General features: G+C 58.0%; 17 protein-coding genes. 5 read left to right on the top strand and 12 right to left on the bottom strand.

Features of this window, described 5'->3' with window-relative positions; genetic code table 11:
- Position 1 precedes the first annotated feature (1 nt).
- From EL26_RS21085 to hemA, 5 genes are read right to left on the bottom strand one after another with little or no spacing between them, the layout of a single operon-like run.
- Positions 2 to 886 (bottom strand): uroporphyrinogen-III synthase, encoded by an 885-nt coding sequence (locus EL26_RS21085; RefSeq protein ID WP_052036653.1) that lies wholly within the window; start codon positions 884 to 886, stop codon positions 2 to 4.
- Positions 886 to 1,815 carry a hydroxymethylbilane synthase gene (hemC, locus tag EL26_RS21080; RefSeq protein WP_038093946.1) on the bottom strand — a complete coding sequence of 310 codons (930 nt, stop codon included), beginning with the start codon at positions 1,813 to 1,815 and terminating at the stop codon, positions 886 to 888. The genes EL26_RS21085 and hemC overlap by 1 nt, the downstream gene beginning before the upstream one ends.
- The gene (locus EL26_RS21075; RefSeq protein WP_038093944.1) at positions 1,812 to 2,450 is read right to left on the bottom strand and encodes a precorrin-2 dehydrogenase/sirohydrochlorin ferrochelatase family protein; all 639 of its coding nucleotides are present in this window, start codon (positions 2,448 to 2,450) and stop codon (positions 1,812 to 1,814) included. The genes hemC and EL26_RS21075 overlap by 4 nt, the downstream gene beginning before the upstream one ends.
- Positions 2,451 to 2,462: 12 nt before the next feature.
- Complete coding sequence (locus tag EL26_RS21070) at positions 2,463 to 3,284, bottom strand: cytochrome C assembly family protein (RefSeq protein WP_038093942.1); 822 nt, start codon at positions 3,282 to 3,284, stop codon at positions 2,463 to 2,465.
- Between the two features lie 42 nt (positions 3,285 to 3,326).
- Positions 3,327 to 4,862: a glutamyl-tRNA reductase gene (hemA, locus tag EL26_RS21065; protein WP_081857384.1), complete on the bottom strand. Its 1,536-nt coding sequence runs from the start codon at positions 4,860 to 4,862 to the stop codon at positions 3,327 to 3,329.
- Positions 4,863 to 5,131: 269 nt separating this feature from the next.
- On the opposite strand from hemA, the gene EL26_RS21060 reads away from it, so the two are divergent.
- The 5 genes from EL26_RS21060 to EL26_RS21040 all read left to right on the top strand — a co-directional run bounded on the left by EL26_RS21060 (position 5,132) and on the right by EL26_RS21040 (position 9,395).
- Positions 5,132 to 6,163 carry an ABC transporter substrate-binding protein gene (locus tag EL26_RS21060; RefSeq protein ID WP_038093939.1) on the top strand — a complete coding sequence of 344 codons (1,032 nt, stop codon included), beginning with the start codon at positions 5,132 to 5,134 and terminating at the stop codon, positions 6,161 to 6,163.
- A gap of 156 nt (positions 6,164 to 6,319) precedes the next feature.
- Positions 6,320 to 7,087 carry an ABC transporter ATP-binding protein gene (locus EL26_RS21055; protein WP_420802082.1) on the top strand — a complete coding sequence of 256 codons (768 nt, stop codon included), beginning with the start codon at positions 6,320 to 6,322 and terminating at the stop codon, positions 7,085 to 7,087.
- Complete coding sequence (locus EL26_RS21050; RefSeq protein ID WP_038093937.1) at positions 7,077 to 7,880, top strand: ABC transporter permease; 804 nt, start codon at positions 7,077 to 7,079, stop codon at positions 7,878 to 7,880. Before EL26_RS21055 ends, EL26_RS21050 begins: the two co-directional genes overlap by 11 nt.
- 55 nt (positions 7,881 to 7,935) lie before the next feature.
- Positions 7,936 to 8,226, top strand: coding sequence for a hypothetical protein (locus tag EL26_RS21045; RefSeq protein ID WP_152559355.1), 291 nt, complete (start codon positions 7,936 to 7,938; stop codon positions 8,224 to 8,226).
- A gap of 248 nt (positions 8,227 to 8,474) precedes the next feature.
- The gene (locus EL26_RS21040) at positions 8,475 to 9,395 is read left to right on the top strand and encodes a DMT family transporter (RefSeq protein ID WP_038093934.1); all 921 of its coding nucleotides are present in this window, start codon (positions 8,475 to 8,477) and stop codon (positions 9,393 to 9,395) included.
- Between the two features lie 67 nt (positions 9,396 to 9,462).
- Here the strand turns inward: EL26_RS21040 and EL26_RS21035 are convergent, their stop codons facing one another.
- The 7 genes from EL26_RS21035 to tig form a co-directional block, all read right to left on the bottom strand.
- The gene (locus EL26_RS21035; protein ID WP_038093932.1) at positions 9,463 to 10,365 is read right to left on the bottom strand and encodes a DUF4097 family beta strand repeat-containing protein; all 903 of its coding nucleotides are present in this window, start codon (positions 10,363 to 10,365) and stop codon (positions 9,463 to 9,465) included.
- 117 nt (positions 10,366 to 10,482) lie between these two features.
- Positions 10,483 to 11,115, bottom strand: coding sequence for a ribosome biogenesis GTP-binding protein YihA/YsxC (gene yihA / locus EL26_RS21030; protein ID WP_038093930.1), 633 nt, complete (start codon positions 11,113 to 11,115; stop codon positions 10,483 to 10,485).
- Positions 11,116 to 11,127: 12 nt separating this feature from the next.
- Complete coding sequence (lon, locus tag EL26_RS21025; protein ID WP_038093928.1) at positions 11,128 to 13,473, bottom strand: endopeptidase La; 2,346 nt, start codon at positions 13,471 to 13,473, stop codon at positions 11,128 to 11,130.
- A 207-nt stretch (positions 13,474 to 13,680) separates the two neighbouring features.
- A complete protein-coding gene (gene lonB / locus EL26_RS21020; protein ID WP_038093926.1) occupies positions 13,681 to 15,378 on the bottom strand; it encodes an ATP-dependent protease LonB in 1,698 nt (565 codons plus the stop codon).
- Positions 15,379 to 15,490: 112 nt separating this feature from the next.
- The gene (clpX, locus tag EL26_RS21015; RefSeq protein ID WP_038093924.1) at positions 15,491 to 16,747 is read right to left on the bottom strand and encodes an ATP-dependent protease ATP-binding subunit ClpX; all 1,257 of its coding nucleotides are present in this window, start codon (positions 16,745 to 16,747) and stop codon (positions 15,491 to 15,493) included.
- A gap of 17 nt (positions 16,748 to 16,764) precedes the next feature.
- Positions 16,765 to 17,355, bottom strand: coding sequence for an ATP-dependent Clp endopeptidase proteolytic subunit ClpP (gene clpP / locus EL26_RS21010; RefSeq protein WP_038093921.1), 591 nt, complete (start codon positions 17,353 to 17,355; stop codon positions 16,765 to 16,767).
- A 114-nt stretch (positions 17,356 to 17,469) separates the two neighbouring features.
- The gene (gene tig, locus EL26_RS21005; protein ID WP_038093918.1) at positions 17,470 to 18,768 is read right to left on the bottom strand and encodes a trigger factor; all 1,299 of its coding nucleotides are present in this window, start codon (positions 18,766 to 18,768) and stop codon (positions 17,470 to 17,472) included.
- Positions 18,769 to 19,006: the final 238 nt, after the last annotated feature.

Raw genomic sequence — 19,006 nt, 5'->3', positions numbered from 1 at the left:
TTCATGATGTCAGTCCCTTCTGAAAGTGGCGGACCAGCGCTTCGACCAGTCCGGGGATGGTATAGTCTGCGGGCATGACGTCCACGGCGAAACCGTGTTTCTCCACCGTCTCGGCGGTAATCGGACCGATGGCGGCGAGCGTGACGCCCGCGAGCAGGTCGGACAGCGGGAACTCCTTCAACGCTTCCACGAAATTGGTCACCGTGGACGAAGACGTGAACGTCACCGCGTCGATCTGCTTGGCTTGCAACTTCCTCGCCAAATCGGACGCGTCCTCCGTCACCGGAAGCGTGCGGTACGCTTCCGCTTCTTCCACCTGCAACCCCATCGCACGGAGCGCTTGCGGAAGTTGCTTGCGGGCAAGATTCGCCCGCGGCAGGAGAATTTTTTGCCCAGGATTTGTCTGGGTCGCCAGCGTATCCGCCAAGCCTTCGCCGACAAACTCTCCGGCGAGGGCGTGGACGGTCAGCCCGCGGCGCTCCAAGAGAGCGGCGGTCTTCGGGCCGACGGCGGCGACTTTCACATCTTGCAACGCTTGAACGTCCCGCCCCAGCGCCTGCACCCGTTCAAAAAACATCTCCACCCCGTTGGGGGACGTGAACGCCACCCAATCAAAACTTTCCATCGTATGTATGGCGGTATCGAGCGGCCCGAGGTCTTCCGGCCACTCGATACGGATCACGGGGAACTCGTACGCGGAGCCCCCGAGGTCTTCCAGTTGACGGCACAGTTCGCTTGCCTGCGCCCGCGAGCGCGTGACGACGATGCAGCGGCCGTCCAGAGGAAGCCCCGGCCCGGTGCAAACGTCCCGCCCGCTTGCGCTTTCCCTGCGCGCTTGTTCCGAACGTCCCGCCTGCTCGCACTCCCGGTGCGCATGCGGCTCCATTACGCGTTCAGCTCCTCGCGAACTTGCGCGAGGATCGCGCCCGCGCCCTTCTCGATCAGGCGGTCGGCAACCAGCGTGCCGAGTTCCACCGGATCACGGCCGGTCGCGGTCTCACGGAGCAGCACCGAGCCGTCCGCCGAACCGACGATCCCCGTCAAACGAAGTTCGTCGTCGCCGATCGACTCGGCATACGCGCCGATCGGAATCTGGCAGCCGCCGTTGAGCTTGCCGAGCACCGTGCGCTCCGCCGTGACGATCTTGCGGGTCGCCGGGTTATCGAGCACGGAGAGCAGTTTGCGAACTTCCTCGTCTGCGGCGCGGCATTCGATCGCCAGCGCCCCTTGGCCGACCGCCGGGATGCAGAGTTCCGGAGAGAGGCGCTCGGTGATCTTATCGCCCCAGCCCATGCGCAGAAGCCCCGCCGCCGCCAACACGATGGCGTCGAGCTCTTGCTCTTCCAACTTCGCCAAGCGCGTGTTGATGTTGCCGCGCAGAGAGACGATCTCCAAGTCCGGACGAGCCGCGCGCAATTGCGCGGAACGGCGCAGCGACGACGTGCCGACGCGCGCTCCGATCGGCAAGTCTTCAAACTTCGAGCCGTTGCGGGAGATCAGCACGTCACGCGGGTCTTCGCGCTCCGTGATCGCCACGATCATCAACCCTTCCGGCATCTCATTGGGCATGTCTTTCAGCGAGTGCACGGCGAAATCCACCGTGCCGTCATACATCGCTTGCTCCAATTCCTTCGTGAACAGGCCCTTGCCCCCGACTTTCGAGAGCGTCACGTCGAGGATGCGGTCTCCCTTCGTGACGATCTGTTCCATGCCGATCGTAAGCTCCGGATACGCGGTGCGCAGTTTGTTCAACACCCATTCCGTCTGCGTCAATGCAAGCGGGCTCTTGCGGGTCCCGACGACGATTCGCTTCATGTCTCTTGTCCTCCTATGCAGTCAGCCACCAGCCGCCGGGCTTCCTCCTCGCGCCCTTCGCGCAACAAAGTCAAAAGCTCCGATTCGGCCAATCTCTGCAAGATCTTCGTTCGCCGCTTCTCATCCCTTACTGTGCCCAGCAAGTCATGGCGAATCTCTGCCATTTGATCCAAAAAAGCGGCGTATTCCCCTCCAAAATGTTCCTCCAACTCCCGGCGGATGCGTTTGGCAACAGCAGGCGACGCTCCGCCGGTCGAGACGGCCACTTGCAAACGGCCCCGCCGCACAACCGCAGGCACCGTAAAATTCCCGAGGCTTTGGTCGTTGACGACGTTGCACAGCCGTCCCGCGCGCTCCGCTTCGGCGTACACCTCGGCGTTCAACTCCCGCGAGTCGGTCGCAGCCATCACCAAAAAGAAAGAAGCGGCGTCCCCTGTGCGGTACGCCCGCTTTTCCCACTTGAGTCTACCAGATTCTGCGAGCGCCGCTATGACATCGGTCACAGCGGGCGACACGACGGTCACCTCGCCCGCACAATCGAGAAGCCCGGTGATCTTGCGTTCCGCCACCGGGCCCCCACCGACGACGAGACACCGCCGTCCTGTCAGATTCAAAAAAACACCATAGGACGCCATGCCGCGCGCCTCCTACCAACGGTGGAAGCCGGAGAAAAACGTCCCGACAAACAGATAGTTGACCACGACCAGCGAGAACGACGCCACGTTCCACCACGCCAGTTTCCGCCCGGACCAGCCGGTGGAGTTGCGCAGGTACAGCCACGCGACATAGAACCCGAGCAGCACGATCGAGACGAGCGGCTTCGCGTCAAACACCAAGATCGAGCCAAACACTTTGTAATACCAGTTCACGCCCAAGATCAGCGCCAAGAGCAGCATCGGGAAGCCGACGATGATCAAGCGGTACGTGAACGCGTCGAGCTTGTCGAGCGCGGGCAACCGGCGGAACCACGAATTCCACCGCTTTTCCTTGAGCATCTTCGACTGGATCAAATACATGACCGAGAAGATAAACGACAGCGAGAACGCCGCATAGCTCAAGAACGCGAGCGTGATGTGGATGATCAGCAAGTTCCCCTGCAACCCTTCCCTGACCACGCTGGAAGCCCCTTCGCCGGTAAACAAGTCAAACACGACCATCGAAAACCCGATCACGTTCGTAAAAAACGCAAACAGATCGAGCTTGTAGAAGTAGTTGATGACCAAGGAGAACGTGATTAACAACCACGAAAAAAACAACGTGGTCTCAAATGTGGTCAAGAGCGGCACGTAATTCACTTCTGTCATCCTCGTGAGGAAGAAGGACGTTTGCAACCCCCATACGATCGCTAAGAGCCCGTACGCGATGCGGTTGAGAACCCGTTTGTGCGTAACAAAATCGGCAAAGTACAAGACGATGCAGACCGCATACAGAAACGTCATGAGGTCATATAAGAAGAGACTCCTTGGCATGGTGCACGTTCCTCCTTTCCACGAACCGAAACTTCCGGAGCTTTAGTGCGTTCCCCAGCGTCCGCGCAGACCGAGAGTGCGTGCTGCAGCCGGCGCTTCCTCTTGGCGGGTTTGCTCCAGTTGTTTGGTGACGGCGATCTTGGTGACGACGCCCTCGCCCAGACCGATCGACTGCACTTTCGGAGCGGACTCTTTCGCCGCAGCTGCCGTTTCCAGCGATATTCCTTGGCCGCCCTCGCTCCCGGAGTTCGAAGGACCCTGCTGGTCAGCGTCCTTGCGCCCTCCCTTGGCATCCTGTTGCTCGACACTTACGTCGAGGTCAAGGTCGAAGATGCGGGCGAACACTTCCAAGTACATCTCGGCTTCCTTCTCGGCGGCCATTTCCTTCACATGCTTGATCGGGCCGTGAATCATCTGGTTGACCATCGCCGACGTCAGTTTGTTGACCGTGTGCACGTCCTTCTCCGTCAAGCCCGGCACTTTGTTGATCAAGTTCTGCACGAGTTGCGCTTGTTGCGCCATCGCCGTCTCTCGCAATTTCATGATCAGCGGCTTGGCGTTTTGCTCGTTTTGCCATTGACGGAACGCGATCATTTCCTCGGCAATAATGCCTTCGACTTTTTCCGCTTCCTTGGCGCGTTCCTTCATGTTCACCGCGATGACGCCCTCAAGGTCGTCAATGTCGTAGAGGAACACGTTGTCCACTTTCGACATCTCCGGGTCGAGGTCGCGCGGCACGGCGATGTCGATCAAGAACAGCGGGCGGTGACGGCGCGTCTTCATCGTCGCTTGGACGTGCGCTTTGGTCACGACATAGCCGTCCGCCCCCGTCGAGGACACGACGATGTCCGCTTCCTTGAGCGCCAAGTCCAGCGAGTTCATGTCGAGCGCTTTGCCGTTGAACTTGTCGGCCAACTCCTTGGCGCGCTGGTACGTGCGGTTGACCACGAGGACGCGGGTTGCGCCGTTGGCGTTCAAGTGTTTCGCGGTCAACTCCGACATTTTGCCCGCCCCGATGACGAGCACCGTCTTGTGGTCGAGCGACTCGAAGATCTTCTTCGCGAGCTCCACCGCCGCATAAGAAACCGACACGGCGTTCTCGCCGATCTTGGTTTCGTTGTGCGCGCGCTTCGCCACGGTGACGGAGCGCTTAAACAGGTTATTGAACACAGTACCCGTCGCGCCGATCTCTTGCGACAGCAAGAAGCCGGTGCGGACTTGTCCGAGAATTTGCGTTTCCCCGAGCACCATCGAGTCCAGACCTGCCGTCACGCGGAACAGGTGACGAATGGCCGCATTCTCTCCGTACTGATACAGATGCGGCACAAACGATTCACGCGGCACACCGGACAGTTTGGACAGGAAGCCGTGAATGGTGTCTTCCCCGAGCTGGCGGTCTTGCGCCACCGCGTAAATTTCTGTACGGTTGCACGTGGACACCAGCACGACTTCGTGCAGAGCACCCGATGCGCGCAACTTCGAAAGCGCCTCTTCCAATTGAGATTCCTGCAGGGCGAATCGTTCGCGGATCTCGACAGGGGCCGAACGGTAATTCAGACCCACGACCATGATGTACATCCCTTCTCACTCCCCCATCTACTCAGAACCCATCTCAAAGTTTCCGCCCTCTATGTCAAGCAAAGATTGCGTAAAAAACGAAATCCGAACGGTCAAACATATTCATTATACCATAGCCTGTCCAGAATCAGGCGACGAAATTTGACAAGAGTATGTCTTTCCTCGACACACAGATCGCGAAGAGCGCCCGATTCACCGTGGCAAAAGCCCATGCATACCCTGTAACACCACCAGCAGTCCCCACCACAACTTTCCAAGGGGGAAACCACATGTTGCATTGGAAAAAAGTTGCGATGTCAACGTCCCTTGGCGCGATGCTGTTCACCTTGACCGCTTGCGGAGGTGAGAGTTCCACCGCTCCAAACACCGCAGACCCTGCGCAAAAAGCAGAAACCGTCCGGGTGACCGAAGTGATCCGTTCGATCTTCTACGCGCCCCAATACGTGGCGATTGAAAAAGGCTACTTCCGCGATGAAGGGCTCGACGTCAAACTCGACACCGCTTGGGGAGGCGACAAAGCGGCGACCCGCGTGCTCGCGGGCCAAGACGAAGTCGCGCTCGTCGGGGCGGAAACCACGATCTTCGTCCAGCAGCAAGGCTCGCCGGACGCGCTCGTCTCGTTTGCGCAGTGCACGCAGCGCGACGGCTCCTTCCTCGTCGCCCGCCAAAACGTCACGAACTTCGATTGGTCTATGCTCAAAGGCAAGTCGCTGCTCGGCTCCCGCGCCGGTTCGATGCCGGAGATGGTCTCCGAATACGTGCAAAAGCAACACGGCATCAAGCCGCTGACCGACAACGAGATCATCCAGAACATCGCGTTCGACAACCAAGCCGCGGCGTTTGCGTCCGGCACGGGCGATTTCTTCCAAGCGTTTGAACCGGCCGCGTCGCTCTTGGAGAAGCAAGGCCAAGGCCGCGTCGTCGCGTCGTTCGGCCAAGACGGCGGCAAACTGCCGTACACCGTGTTCATGGCGAAAGACAGTTATTTGAAGTCTCATCCGCAAACCGCGCAAAAATTCACCAACGCGGTGCAAAAAGCCCAAACCTACTTGCACACGGCGTCGCCCGAAGAAGCGGCAACCGTCATCAAGCCGTACTTCACCGACGTTGACCAAGACATCCTCGTCAACGTCATCAAACGCTACCAACAATCCGATTCCTGGCCGACCGACACGCTGATCGACCAACAGGAATTCGACAACATGAAAAAAATCATGAAAGACGCCGGTCAGCTCCAGCAAGACGTCCCGTATGAAAAAGTCGTCCAACCAAGCTTCGCAGAAAAAGCCAAGCAAAACTAGAAGCTGCGTCACAAAAAACCGGCACAAAAAAGAACCCCTGCGCACAACTTCGCACAGGGGCTTCAAAAGAAAAAGGAGAGGAGAAATATGGGTTTTCATCCCTATCTTCTCCTCCCGCTCTCCTCTTTATACCCATCTCCTTCGGGCAGGTGAAAAATCATGACGGCCATCTCGTTTGAAGGCGTCAACCAAACCTACATGACCAAGTCCGGCGAGACCACCGCCTTGCAAGAGATCTGGCTGGACATCGAAGAAGGCGAACTGATCGGCCTCGTCGGGCCGAGCGGCTGCGGCAAATCCACGCTGCTCTCGCTGGCGGCGGGACTGCTCCCCCCGACCAGCGGCACCGTCGAAGTGTTTGGCCAAAAAGGTACCGGTCCGTCGCCGGACTGCGGCTATATGTTTCAACAGGACTATCTGTTGCCGTGGCGCACGATCCTCGACAACGTGCTGATCGGCGCGGAAATCACCAGCACCGTCACCCCCGCCCTGAAACATCGGGCGCTGGCGTTGCTCGACGAACTCGGGCTTTCCGGCACGGCACACAAACACCCGCACCAACTCTCCGGCGGCATGCGCCAGCGCGTGGCGCTCGGGCGCACGCTGTTGACGGAGCCGCGCATCGTGTTGCTCGACGAACCGTTTTCCGCCCTCGACTACCAGATCAAATTGCAGCTTGAAGAGCTGATCGCCGACACGCTGAAAGCGCGACGTCTGACCGGCGTGCTCGTCACGCACGACCTCGGCGAAGCGGTGGCGATGTGCGACCGCATCGTCGTGCTCCGCAACCGCCCCGGCCGCATCAAGCGCGTGCTCTCCGTCCCGGAATCGCTGCGCTCGCTCTCTCCGCTGGCGGCACGGGAGACGCCGGAGTTCCACAGCCTCTTCCGCACGATTTGGGGGGATCTTCAAGATGAGTACTAAGCATACGCCCGAATACCGCCGCTACCTGCGCCGCCAGCGTCGGGACACGCGGCTGGTGTTCGCCGTCCAAGTGCTGATCGCCGTCTTGCTCCTCGCCGTCTGGGAGATCGGAGCGCGGCTGAACTGGATCAACCCGTTTCTCTTCTCGATGCCCTCGAAGATCTGGGCGCAATTTCTCTCCATGCTCCACGACGGTTCGCTGCTCCATCACACGTGGATCACCGTCTACGAAACGTTGGCCGGTTTTCTGCTCGGCACGATCGCCGGAACACTGCTTTCGATCTTGCTCTGGGCGTCGCCGTTTCTCGCCCGCGTGCTCGATCCGTACATCGTCATCTTCAACTCGATGCCGAAAGTGGCGCTCGGCCCGATCTTCATCGTGGCGTTCGGGCAAGGCTTTCTGTCGATCTTGATGATGGCGCTGGCGATTTCGGTCGTGATCACCACCATCGTCGTCTACACGGCGTTTCGCGACGTCGATCCGAACTTGATCAAGCTCGTCCGCACGTACGGCGGCACGCGCTGGCAAGTGTTTCGCAAAGTCGTGTTTCCGTCCACCCTGCCCGCGATTCTCTCCACGCTGAAAGTCAATGTCGGCCTCTCCTGGATCGGCGTCGTCGTCGGCGAATTCCTCGTCGCCAAAGCGGGTCTGGGTTATCTGATCATCTACGGGTTCCAAGTGTTCAACCTCACGCTGGTCATGCTTTCGCTGATCCTCGTGCTGCTCGTCTCCACCGTGATGTACCACGCCGTCTCTCTGCTTGAAAAACGCGCATTGAAATGGAAGGATTAGGCGATTACAATGGAGCTATCCACGAAAGCAAATTGAGGTGAATGGTTTGTACGACATGGAAGATCCCAATGAACAGAAACGAGGCGGCGGCGGTCTCGCCATCGCCGGCATGATTGTCGGGATCGTGGGACTGGTGCTCAGCTGGATTCCTTTCTTCGGTTTTCTCGTCAACTTGACAGGACTCATCCTCTCCTCGTTCGGCATGAAATCCCGCGAGCGAGGCATGGCGGTGGCCGGTCTCGTGACGAGCATCATCGGGCTCTTGATCGCCATCTTGATGACGGTCATCGTGATTATCGGCATTGTGGTGGACGGCAGCAGGAGCGGCGGGAACTACACATTTTAGAACACGAAGAGAAAACGAGGGAGACCGCCCGACGCGGTTTCCCTCGTTTTTCATTGCTCTTGCTTTTGCCAAATCTTGACGATCACGTACAAGAAAGACGCCAGAAACAGAAGGCCCAAGACCTCCACTTCACCGCCCCCTTCCGCCAGTCGTGCTCCGTTGTCGATTCATGTATATTCATGGACTTGACGCGGACAACTCTTTTATGAAAGAATGAGTCAGAATATTTTTCGGAGGACTCAACATCGATGAAAAAAACAATCCTGGCAGACTCCATCCTGCTCGGCGTGACGTTCGTATGGGGTGCCACGTTCGTGTTGGTGAAGGAAGCGATCAACACCATGCCTCCGTTCACGTTCCTGGCGGTGCGCTTCTTGTTCGCGGCGTTGCTGTTGTTCTTGTTCATGCTCTTCTTCGCCCGCGACGCCCTGCGCGGCATCGACCGCCGGTTGTGGTTCAGCGGCGCGGCCTTGGGGCTGTGGCTGTTTGCCGGGTATGCGTTCCAGACGTTCGGCTTGGAGTTCACCACTTCGTCCAAAGCGGGCTTCATCACCGGGTTGTCGGTCGTGTTCGTGCCGTTTCTGGCGTTGTGGATGTTGCGGCAAAAACTCAAGCGCAACGCCCTGCTCGGCTCCGGAGTCGCCACAGTCGGCCTCGCCCTGCTGTCGTTAACCCGCGATTTGAGCGTCAACATCGGCGATTTGCTCGTGCTGTTGTGCGCGATCTCCTACGCGTTGCAGATCGTGCTGGTCGGACGCTATGCGCCGCGCTATCACGCGTTTACTCTGGCGCTGTTGCAAATTTTCTTCTGCGGCGTGTTCAACTTGATCGGTTCCTTGCTGTTCGAAGACATCTCCGTCGTGTTCTCACCGGACGTGCTGTTCGATCCCTGGGTGCTCTGGGCGCTGTTGATCTGCTCCGTGCTCGCCACCGCCGTGGCGTTTGTGGCGCAAAACCAGTTCCAGAAGTTCACCACCCCGACGCGCACCGCGTTGATTTTTTCCACGGAGCCGGTGTTTGCCGCCCTCACCGCTTTCTTCTGGGCGGGCGAGCGGCTCGATCTGCAGCAAGTGGTCGGCTGCCTCCTGATCTTGGCCGGCACGCTGTTTGCGGAACTCGGAGGTCACGATGACAAGCCGCAATCCGAACCGGTACCCAGTTCCTCCTGACTTCAAAAAAAGACCGAACCCGTGTCTGTCGCGCGGGTTCGGTCTTTTTGGTGTTCCGCCTTGGGGTTTATTCCTGCGTGATTTCGATGGAGCCGACGTTGCTGCGAAGGCTCACCTTGCCTTTGCCGTCGCCGAGACGTCCGCTGACCCGTTGTTTTTCGATCTTGGCGTCTGCGAGCGTCAACGCGTTGGTGACACGCCCCGTGTTGGTCGAAGCCGTCACGCTGAGGCTTGCGCTCGCCGGAAGACTGAGGCGCACGCGGCCCACGTTGGTGTCGGCTTGGATCGATTGGATGTCCTGCCCGCCGCTGATCTCCAATTGCCCGGTTTTGGAATGAGCCTCACAGGAACCTTTGTAGCCTTGGATGTGGATGGAGCCGACATCGCTGGTGGCGTTCACGGTGTTTTGGAGGTTTTCCGTTTTGATCGCTCCGACTTTATTCGACACCTCCACCGCCAGCGCGTCCGGGATGGAGATGTCGAGGTCTGCATGCATGAGGTTGAGCCAGCCCGATTTCGAGTTGTGCACGTTGACACGCACGGTGTCCCCGTCGCGCTTGACATCGATGCGGATGTCTTGGAGGGCTTGGGCACCCTCGTTGTCGTTTCCTTGATACCCTTTTTTGTAATGCAGGTTGCCGTCGGCAGTGCCGGTGCTGCCGACGATGTGGATGGTGCCGACTTCGCTTGTCACGAGGAGCTGTTTGGCGTTTTGCACGTCAAGCGCGAGGTCGCCTTCCTCGCTTTTGGTGTCGATGCCCTCCGAGGACCAGTCGGTGACGGTGCTGCCGAGGTTCGACCCCGCATCCTCGCCGATGTGTTCGCCCAGATGGTCCAGTTTAGACAGCAAGTTGCCCGCGACCTTCTGTGCAATCACGTTCTGGGGTTTGAAGTACGTGACTCCCGCCCCAATCAATCCGATCACGCCCAGCGCGATCACCGTCCACCCGATTGCCGTTCTCTTGTTCATCTATTCTTCACGCCCCCTGTTGGTTTCCGTCATTTGCCCCTATAGACGTTGCGACCGCTGCGAGCCCTTCACTTTTTTCAAAAAAATAAATGCCTACGAGTAAAAAAATTCCCTCCGTTATTCGGAGGGAATGTCTGCTTCTGCGGCCAATTCTGGTTCCGGGAGCGGAACCAAGTGCTTCTCGACGAGATCCCACACTTCGTCGCGGCCAAGGCCGGTTTCTGACGAGGTGACGATGATCGGCGTGTTCGGGAGCACGTTTAAAGTTTGTTTGATAATTTTGAGATGCTTCGGATAGTTCCCGCGCGAGATCTTATCCGCTTTGGTCACGAGGATGGCGTGCGGGCGGTTGTAGTGCGCGAGGTACTGGTACATCTCCACGTCTTCTTTGGACGGCGCGTGGCGGATGTCGATCAACAGCAGCACGAGACGCAAGTTCTCGCGGCGGCTGAGGTACGTCTCCACCATCTTGCCCCACTGGCGCTTGACGTCGAGCGGAACTTTGGCAAAGCCGTAGCCCGGCAAGTCGACCAGATGGAAGTCGTTGTTGATCAGGAAATAGTTGATCTGCTGCGTCTTGCCGGGCGTCGCGGAAACGCGCGCGACGCTGCGGCGGTTGAGCAGTTTGTTGATCAGCGAGGACTTGCCGACGTTCGATCGGCCGGCCATCGCCACTTCCGGCATCGTCGTGACCGGGTATTGGTCCGGTTTGACGGCGGAGATGATAAATTCTACGTCTCTAATGATCATGGTGTATCACTTCTATTCTTTAGCGGTTTGGGGTACAGGCAGGCGGGTCAGCGCATGTTCCAACACTTGGTCCATGTGCTCGACGAGATGAATGGTCAATTCATCGCGAACCGATTCCGGGATGTCTTCGATGTCTTTCTTGTTGTCGATCGGCAAGAGGATCGTCGTGATGCCCGCGCGGTGCGCCGACATCGACTTCTCTTTGACGCCGCCGATCGGCAACACGTGACCGCGCAAAGTAATCTCGCCGGTCATCGCCACTTCGCGCTTGACCGGAATGCCGGTCATCGCCGAAATCAGCGCCGTGCACATCGAGATGCCCGCCGACGGACCGTCCTTGGGAATCGCGCCTTCCGGGATGTGCAGGTGAATGTCGTTTTTCTCCAAGAAGTCCGGGTCGATGCCGAGGCTGTCCGACCGGCTTCTGATGTACGTGAACGCCGCTTGCGCCGACTCTTTCATCACGTCGCCGAGCTGTCCGGTGAGGGTCAGTTTGCCCTTGCCCGGATAGAGCGCCGCTTCGATGGAGAGCGTGTCGCCGCCGACGGAGGTCCAAGCAAGACCGGTCACGACGCCGACTTGGTTTTCCTTCTCCGCCATGCCGAAGCGGAAGCGTTCGCCGCCGAGGTATTCCTCGACTGTCTCCGGCGTAATCACAACTTTCTGTGCAACGCCTGAGACGACTTGCTTCGCGGCTTTGCGGCAGAGTGCGGCGATTTGCCGCTCCAAGCTCCGCACGCCCGCTTCGCGGGTGTAGCCGCGGATGACTTTGTACAGCGAGTCGTCCGAGATCTCGACTTGCTCCATCGTCAGGCCGTGGTTTTCAACTTGCTTCTTCAACAGGTGGTTCTTGGCGATGTGCAACTTCTCGACTTCCGTGTAGCCGGAGAGGTTGATCACTTCCATCCGGTCCATCAGCGGACCCGGGATGTTGTGCAACACGTTCGCCGTGGTGATGAACAACACGTTGGAGAGATCGAACGGCGTCTCGATGTAATGGTCGCTGAACGTGGAGTTTTGCTCCGGGTCGAGCACTTCGAGCAGCGCCGACGACGGGTCGCCGCGGAAATCGGACGTCATTTTGTCAATTTCGTCGAGCAGGAACAGCGGGTTGCTTTCGCCCGCCGTCTTCATCCCTTGGATGATCCGGCCCGGCATCGCGCCGACGTACGTTCGGCGGTGGCCGCGAATTTCCGCTTCATCGCGCACGCCGCCAAGCGACACGCGCACGAACTTGCGGTTCAGCGCTTTGGCGATCGAGCGGGCCAGCGAGGTTTTGCCCACGCCGGGCGGTCCCGCCAAGCAGAGGATCGGGCCTTTGAGTTTCTTGACGAGCGCTTGGACGGCGAGGTATTCGAGGATGCGCTCCTTGACTTTCTCCAAGCCGTAGTGCTCTTCGTCGAGCACTTCTTCCGCACGCTTGATGTCGATTTCCGACTCGGATTCTTCGCTCCACGGGAGAGCGAGCATCCAGTCGATGTATGTACGAATGACGGAGCCTTCCGCCGAAGTGGAGGGCATCTTCTCCAGGCGTTCAATTTCTTTCTCAACCTTGGCGCGGACTTCGTCCGGCAGTTGCTTTGCGGCGAGCTGCTCGCGCAACTCGTCTGCTTCGCCGGCACGGCCTTCCTTCTCGCCCAGTTCCTTCTGAATGGCTTTGAGCTGTTCGCGCAGGTAGTATTCCTTCTGCGTCTTCTCCATCTGTTTGCGCACGCGCTGGTTGATCTTGCGCTCCAGCTCGATCACTTCACGCTCGTCGGAGAGGATCTTCAGCAATTTCTCCAAGCGCTCTTTCACATCGACCGCTTCGAGTATGAGCTGTTTGTCCTTGATCTTCAAGGTCAAGTGCGACGCGATGGCGTCCGCCAAGCGACCCGGATCGTCGATGTCGGTGACCGCCGCAAGCGTTTCTTGCGTGATCTTCTTGGAGATCTTGATATACTGTTCAAACTGATGGAGGATGGCGCGCATCAGGGCGTCAATCTCCGGATCATGTTCTTCCTTTTCCGGCAACTCTTCGACTTCTACGAAGTAGTACTCGTCGGAATCGAGATATTCCAAGATCTTCGCGCGGTTCAGGCCCTCGATCAGCACGCGCATCGTCCCGTTCGGGAGTTTGAGCATCTGCTTGACGCGGGCGATCGTACCCATTTCGAAAATCTCATCCGGCTCGGGGTCGTCAATATGGGTTTCCACTTGGGATACGAGCAGGATCAGGTTGTCGCCGACCATCGCCTTCTCCAGCGCTTTGACCGATTTCTCACGGCCGACGTCCAGGTGCATCACCATCGTCGGATAGATCAACAGCCCGCGCAACGGGAGCAAAGGCAGTCTGCGATTCGTACGAGCGATTCCCATCAAGTTCACCTCCACTACCTTCAACAACTAGCCCTGCTTAGGATTCCCAGAGCGCAGGGTCCATATGTTTTTTCATTGTACCCTACCGAATTCGCTTTGTCTAATCCTGACTAATTCAAACGTTTAGCTGTGCATTAAGGGAGTCACGGCAGTCAAAAAGCAGGGAGAGTCGCTCTCCCTGCTTTTTGAATTTGCCGTTGGCAACCCTTACGCTTGCGCCGGGAGGGAACTTGCCGAGAGCAGTCCGGTCGCCGGAGCTGCCACGCGGGAGGTCTCTTCTTGCGTCTCCGGTTGCAGCGACAATTCCAGCACCTGTTCGATGCGCTCCACCGGGATGATCTCGATGTTCTCAAAGGACTTGAACATGTCTTGCCAGTTGTCCTTCGGGATGATCACGCGGGTGGCGCCCGCTTGCTGCGCCGCTTCGATCTTGGCAACGACGCCGCCGATCGGTTTGACGTAACCGCGAATGGAAACTTCGCCGGTCATCGCCACGCAGTTGTCGACCGGAACGCCCTTGATCGCCGAGTAGATCGCCGTCGCCATCGTCACACCGGCAGACGGTCCGTCGACCGGAATGCCGCCGGGAAAGTTGACGTGCAAGTTGTAATCGAGCGGGTCCTCATCCATAATCCGGCGCAGAACGGTCATCACGTTCTCCACCGAACCTTTCGCCATCGACTTGCGGCGGGTGCTGCGCGCGCCGCCGTTCGTCTGTTCTTCCTCGACGACGCCGGTGATGTTGATCGTGCCTTTGCCTTTCTCCCACGCCGGTTGCGCGGTGACTTCGATCTCCAAGAGCATCCCGAGATTCGGACCGTAGACGGCGAGGCCGTTGACGAAGCCGACTTGCGGCTTGTCGGGCACGCGCTTCTCGGGGCGCGGGGAGATCTGCGACGAGTTGATCACCCATTCCACGTCCGCGGTGATGATGCGCTTGCGGGCTTCCCCGAGCGCGACACCGGCGGCGATTTGCACGACGTTGACCGCTTCGCGGCCGTTGGTCGCGTACTTCGAAATCGTCTCGACCGCGCCTTCGTCGATGTCGAAGAAGATCTTCTTCACGGCGGTGCGCACGATCGACATGATTTCCTCCGGCTTCAACGAGCGGAAGAAGATTTCCACGCACCGCGAGCGGATCGCCGGCGGAATTTCATCCGGCGTGCGGGTGGTCGCTCCGATCAAGCGGAAGTCGGCAGGCAAGCCGTTTTGGAAGATGTCGTGAATGTGGCTGGGAATCTGGTTGTCCTCGGAGGAGTAATAAGCGCTCTCCAAGAACACTTTGCGGTCTTCCAACACTTTCAACAGTTTGTTCATCTGAATCGAATGCAGCTCGCCGATTTCGTCGATGAACAACACGCCTCCGTGCGCTTTCGTCACAGCGCCGGGTTTCGGCTGCGGGATGCCCGCCATGCCCATCGCCCCTGCCCCTTGGTAGATCGGGTCATGAACGGAGCCGATCAGCGGGTCGGCGATGCCCCGCTCGTCAAAGCGCGCCGTGGTGGCATCGAGCTCGATAAACTTCGCTTCTTGTCCAAACGGCGACGTCGCGTTGCGTTTGGCTTCATTAAGCACCAAGCGGGCGGCTGCCGTCTTGCCCACGCCAGGCGGGCCGTAGATGATCACATGCTGCGGATTCGGGCCGCAGAGAGCGGCGCGCAGGGCGCGCAACCCGTCCGCTTGACCGACGATCTCTTCAAACTTGCTCGGGCGGGTTTTTTCCGCCAACGGTTCGGTCAGAGAGACGGCGCGCATCTTGCGAAGCTTTTCCAGTTCCTTTTTCGATTCAGACTCGATGGCAGAGCGGTTGCCTTGCTGGGCTTTTAACTGGTTCCAAAAATACAAGCCAATCACCACAGCAAAGAACACTTGCACGAGGCTGAGAATGGACGTAAAAGTAAACACTGCCGTAACCCCCTCATGTTCACGTTCCCAGTAATGGTTGTAGTATGTCCAGTTTGAAGCAAAAAAAGAACCGACCCTCAGACGAGGATCGGTTCTTTTTTTGTCGATTCTGTTACGCGGATTCGGTGAGGATCTGTTGACCCTCGGCGGTGTAGAGGCGCGGCTTCTCTTCGCCGTCGACGCTCTCCTTGGTGATCACGCACTTCGTGACCTCCTCGCGGGACGGCAGGTCGAACATCACGTCGAGCATCGTCGACTCGATGATCGCGCGCAGGCCGCGAGCGCCGGTTTTGCGCTTGATCGCTTCATCGGCGATCGCTTTAAGCGATTCCTCCGTGAACTCAAGCTCGATCGAGTCCATGTTCAGCAGACGTTGGTACTGCTTCACGATGGCGTTCTTCGGCTCGGTCAAGATGCGGATCAGCGCGTCGGTGTCGAGCGGTTCAAGCGACGTCAGAACCGGCAGACGACCGACGAACTCCGGGATCAAGCCGTAGCGCTGGAGGTCTTCCGGCATCAGCTTGGTCAACACGAAGTCTTCCTTCTTCTTCGCCGGGTCGGTGCCAAAGCCGATGACCTTGTCCCCCATGCGGCGTTTGATGATTTGCTCCATGCCGTCGAATGCACCGCCGCAGATGAACAGGATGTCCTTGGTGTCGATCTGGATGAACTCCTGATGCGGGTGCTTGCGGCCGCCTTGCGGCGGAACGGAAGCGGTGGTGCCTTCGAGGATTTTCAGCAGAGCTTGCTGCACGCCTTCGCCGGACACGTCGCGGGTGATCGACGGGTTCTCCGACTTGCGGGCGATCTTGTCGATTTCGTCGATGTAGATGATGCCCTTCTGTGCTTTCTCCACATCGTAGTCGGCCGCTTGAATGAGACGCAGCAGCACGTTCTCGACGTCCTCGCCCACGTAACCCGCTTCGGTCAGCGACGTTGCGTCCGCAATCGCGAACGGTACGTTCAAGATGCGGGCGAGCGTTTGCGCGAGCAAAGTCTTGCCGGAACCGGTCGGGCCGATCAGCAAGATGTTCGACTTGGACAGTTCCACATCTTCGCTGTTTTTCGTCGCGCCGGTGTTGATGCGCTTGTAATGGTTGTAAACAGCGACCGCCAACGCTTTTTTCGCCGCGTCTTGGCCGATGACATATTGGTCGAGGATTTCACGGATCTCCCGAGGTTTCGGGACATCCTTCATTTCAAACTCTTCCTCTTCCCCGAGCTCCTCCTCTACAATCTCGTTGCAGAGTTCGATGCACTCGTCGCAAATGTAGACGCCCGGACCGGCGACCAGCTTGCGGACTTGATCCTGCGTTTTGCCGCAGAACGAGCACTTGAGCTGGCCCTTGTCGTCGTTGAATTTGAACATCGGATTCCCCCCTTACATTACATCTGGTCGATCCGCTCGATCACGGAGTCGATCAAACCGTAGTCTTTTGCTTCCGCCGCCGACATGAAGTTGTCGCGGTCGGTGTCTCGCTCGATTCGCTCCAGCGGTTGGCCGGTGCGCTCCGCCATGATCTGGTTGAGCTTCTCGCGAGTCTTCAAGATCCAATCAGCGTGGATTTTGATGTCGGACGCTTGGCCGCGTGCGCCGCCCAGCGGCTGATGGATCATGATCTCGGCGTTCGGCAGCGCGTAGCGCTTGCCTTTGGCCCCGGCGTTCAGGAGAAATGCACCCATGCTTGCAGCAAGACCGATGCAGATCGTGGAGACGTCCGGCTTGATGTATTGCATCGTGTCATAGATCGCCATCCCGGCGGTCACCGAACCGCCCGGCGAGTTGATGTACAGGTGAATGTCCTTCTCCGGATCCTCGGCTGCGAGGAACAGAAGCTGGGCCACCGCCACATTGGCCACCATGTCGTCGATCGGCGTGCCGATGAAAATAATGCGGTCCTTCAGCAGGCGGGAGTAGATGTCGTACGCGCGCTCCCCGCGGCTCGTCTGTTCAACTACCATCGGTACCAAGTTCATGTGTGAGATCCTCCTTCACTGTGGGGAATGGGTTGGGTTATGTATGTTTGGAAAAACAAGGCACTTTTGCAAAGTGCCTTGTTTTCGATCCAACAAGCTATGTGATTGCAGGAATTACTTCGCGGAAGCAACGAGCAGCTCGACCGTTTTGCGGGTCTTGATGTCGTTTTTGAGGTTGGAGAGTTCCGGGTCGCGGGATTCGAGAATCGACTTCACGCGCTCCACTTCCATTTTCGCAGATTCTGCGATTTTCGCCAGTTCTGCTTGTACTTCGTCGTCGGATGCTTGAATTCCTTCTGCATCGGTGATCGCTTCGAGAACGAGACCGGTGCGGACGCGGGATTCCGCTTGGCCGCGGAATTCGTCCTTGAGCGACTCTTCGGACGCGCCGGTGAATTGAACGTACGCATCAAACGGAATGCCTTGCATTTGCAGGCGTTGTTTGAAGTCGTTCATGAGAACTTCGATTTCGTTTTCGATCATCGCTTGCGGGATGTCGATCGTCGCGTTCTCAACCGCTTTGGAGATCACAGCTTCCTCGATGTAGTTCTTCGCGTCTTGCTCGGATTTCTCTTGAAGTTTATTCGAGATGTCACCCTTCAATTCGTCGAGGGTGTTGAACTCGGAGATGTCTTTCGCGAACTCGTCATCGAGGGTCGGCAGTTGCTTGCGCTTCACGTCGTTGAGTTTGATCTTGAAGACAGCCGGTTGGCCAGCCAGCGCTTTCACATGGTACTCTTCCGGGAAGTTGACGTTGATGTCCTTCTCTTCGCCCTTCTTCATGCCGACGAGTTGTTCTTCGAAGCCCGGGATGAACAGACCGGAACCGATCTCCAGTTGGTAGTTGTCCGCTTCGCCGCCTTCGAACGCTTCGCCGTTTACGAAGCCTTTGAAGTCCATGAAGACGATGTCGCCGTTCTCAACGGTTGCGTCGTCGCCTGCAACCACGATTTCCGCGTGGGATTTTTGCAGGTTGGAGAGTTCCGCTTCTACAGCTTCTGCGGTCACCGCGAAGTCTTTCTTCTCAACTTCGAGACCTTTGTACTCGCCGAGTTCAACTTCCGGCTTGACGGTGACGGTCGCTTTGATGACCGCGGTTTCGCCTTTGCCGAATTGAACAACATCGATTTCCGGACGGTCGACCGGGATGATGTTCGCTTCGCGAACTGCTTGGGAGTAGGCAATCGGTAACAGGATGTCCAGCGCGTCTTGGTATAATACCTCAACGCCGTAACGGTTTTCGAAGATGTTGCGCGGCACTTTGCCTTTGCGGAAGCCCGGCATCGCGACGGTCTTCACAACTTTCTTGAACGCTTGATCCAGCGCTTGGTTCACTTCGTCTGCGCCTACCTCGAATTCGAGAACGCCGACGTTCTTTTCAACTTTTTCCCAGTTCTTAACAGCAACTGCCATCTGAATGTTTCCTCCTTAAAAATACCGTGCGAAAGCTCGTCCATATGTAGGTCGTGGCTCCACGAGTTGTATTTTGATTGGATAGACCATCACATTATAACACAAACAGACCAACTTTCAAACACATGCAAAAAATCCTCGCCCGAGAGCGAGGATTTACCATTTGAAAGAAATTGGCTGGGGAGGAAGGGATCGAACCTTCGCATGACGGAGTCAAAGTCCGTTGCCTTACCGCTTG

The organism is Tumebacillus flagellatus, assembly GCF_000714935.1.
GTDB classification, from domain to species: Bacteria; Bacillota; Bacilli; order Tumebacillales; family Tumebacillaceae; genus Tumebacillus; species Tumebacillus flagellatus.
The sequence above is the reverse complement of the archived record's forward strand: the minus strand, read 5'-3'. Positions and strand labels throughout refer to the sequence as shown.

Bases quoted from the DNA above. Each gene is read 5' to 3' on its own strand.
- lon (WP_038093928.1), bottom strand. From the start codon at position 13,473: ATGGGAATCGCTCGTACGAATCGCAGACTGCCTTTGCTCCCGTTGCGC.
- EL26_RS21085 (WP_052036653.1), bottom strand. From the start codon at position 886: ATGGAGCCGCATGCGCACCGGGAGTGCGAGCAGGCGGGACGTTCGGAA.
- EL26_RS21060 (WP_038093939.1), top strand. From the start codon at position 5,132: ATGTTGCATTGGAAAAAAGTTGCGATGTCAACGTCCCTTGGCGCGATG.
- EL26_RS21045 (WP_152559355.1), top strand. From the start codon at position 7,936: ATGGAAGATCCCAATGAACAGAAACGAGGCGGCGGCGGTCTCGCCATC.
- hemC (WP_038093946.1), bottom strand. From the start codon at position 1,815: ATGAAGCGAATCGTCGTCGGGACCCGCAAGAGCCCGCTTGCATTGACG.
- EL26_RS21070 (WP_038093942.1), bottom strand. From the start codon at position 3,284: ATGCCAAGGAGTCTCTTCTTATATGACCTCATGACGTTTCTGTATGCG.
- EL26_RS21075 (WP_038093944.1), bottom strand. From the start codon at position 2,450: ATGGCGTCCTATGGTGTTTTTTTGAATCTGACAGGACGGCGGTGTCTC.
- EL26_RS21050 (WP_038093937.1), top strand. From the start codon at position 7,077: ATGAGTACTAAGCATACGCCCGAATACCGCCGCTACCTGCGCCGCCAG.
- EL26_RS21040 (WP_038093934.1), top strand. From the start codon at position 8,475: ATGAAAAAAACAATCCTGGCAGACTCCATCCTGCTCGGCGTGACGTTC.
- clpP (WP_038093921.1), bottom strand. From the start codon at position 17,355: ATGAACTTGGTACCGATGGTAGTTGAACAGACGAGCCGCGGGGAGCGC.
- tig (WP_038093918.1), bottom strand. From the start codon at position 18,768: ATGGCAGTTGCTGTTAAGAACTGGGAAAAAGTTGAAAAGAACGTCGGC.
- hemA (WP_081857384.1), bottom strand. From the start codon at position 4,862: ATGTACATCATGGTCGTGGGTCTGAATTACCGTTCGGCCCCTGTCGAG.
- EL26_RS21035 (WP_038093932.1), bottom strand. From the start codon at position 10,365: ATGAACAAGAGAACGGCAATCGGGTGGACGGTGATCGCGCTGGGCGTG.
- yihA (WP_038093930.1), bottom strand. From the start codon at position 11,115: ATGATCATTAGAGACGTAGAATTTATCATCTCCGCCGTCAAACCGGAC.
- clpX (WP_038093924.1), bottom strand. From the start codon at position 16,747: ATGTTCAAATTCAACGACGACAAGGGCCAGCTCAAGTGCTCGTTCTGC.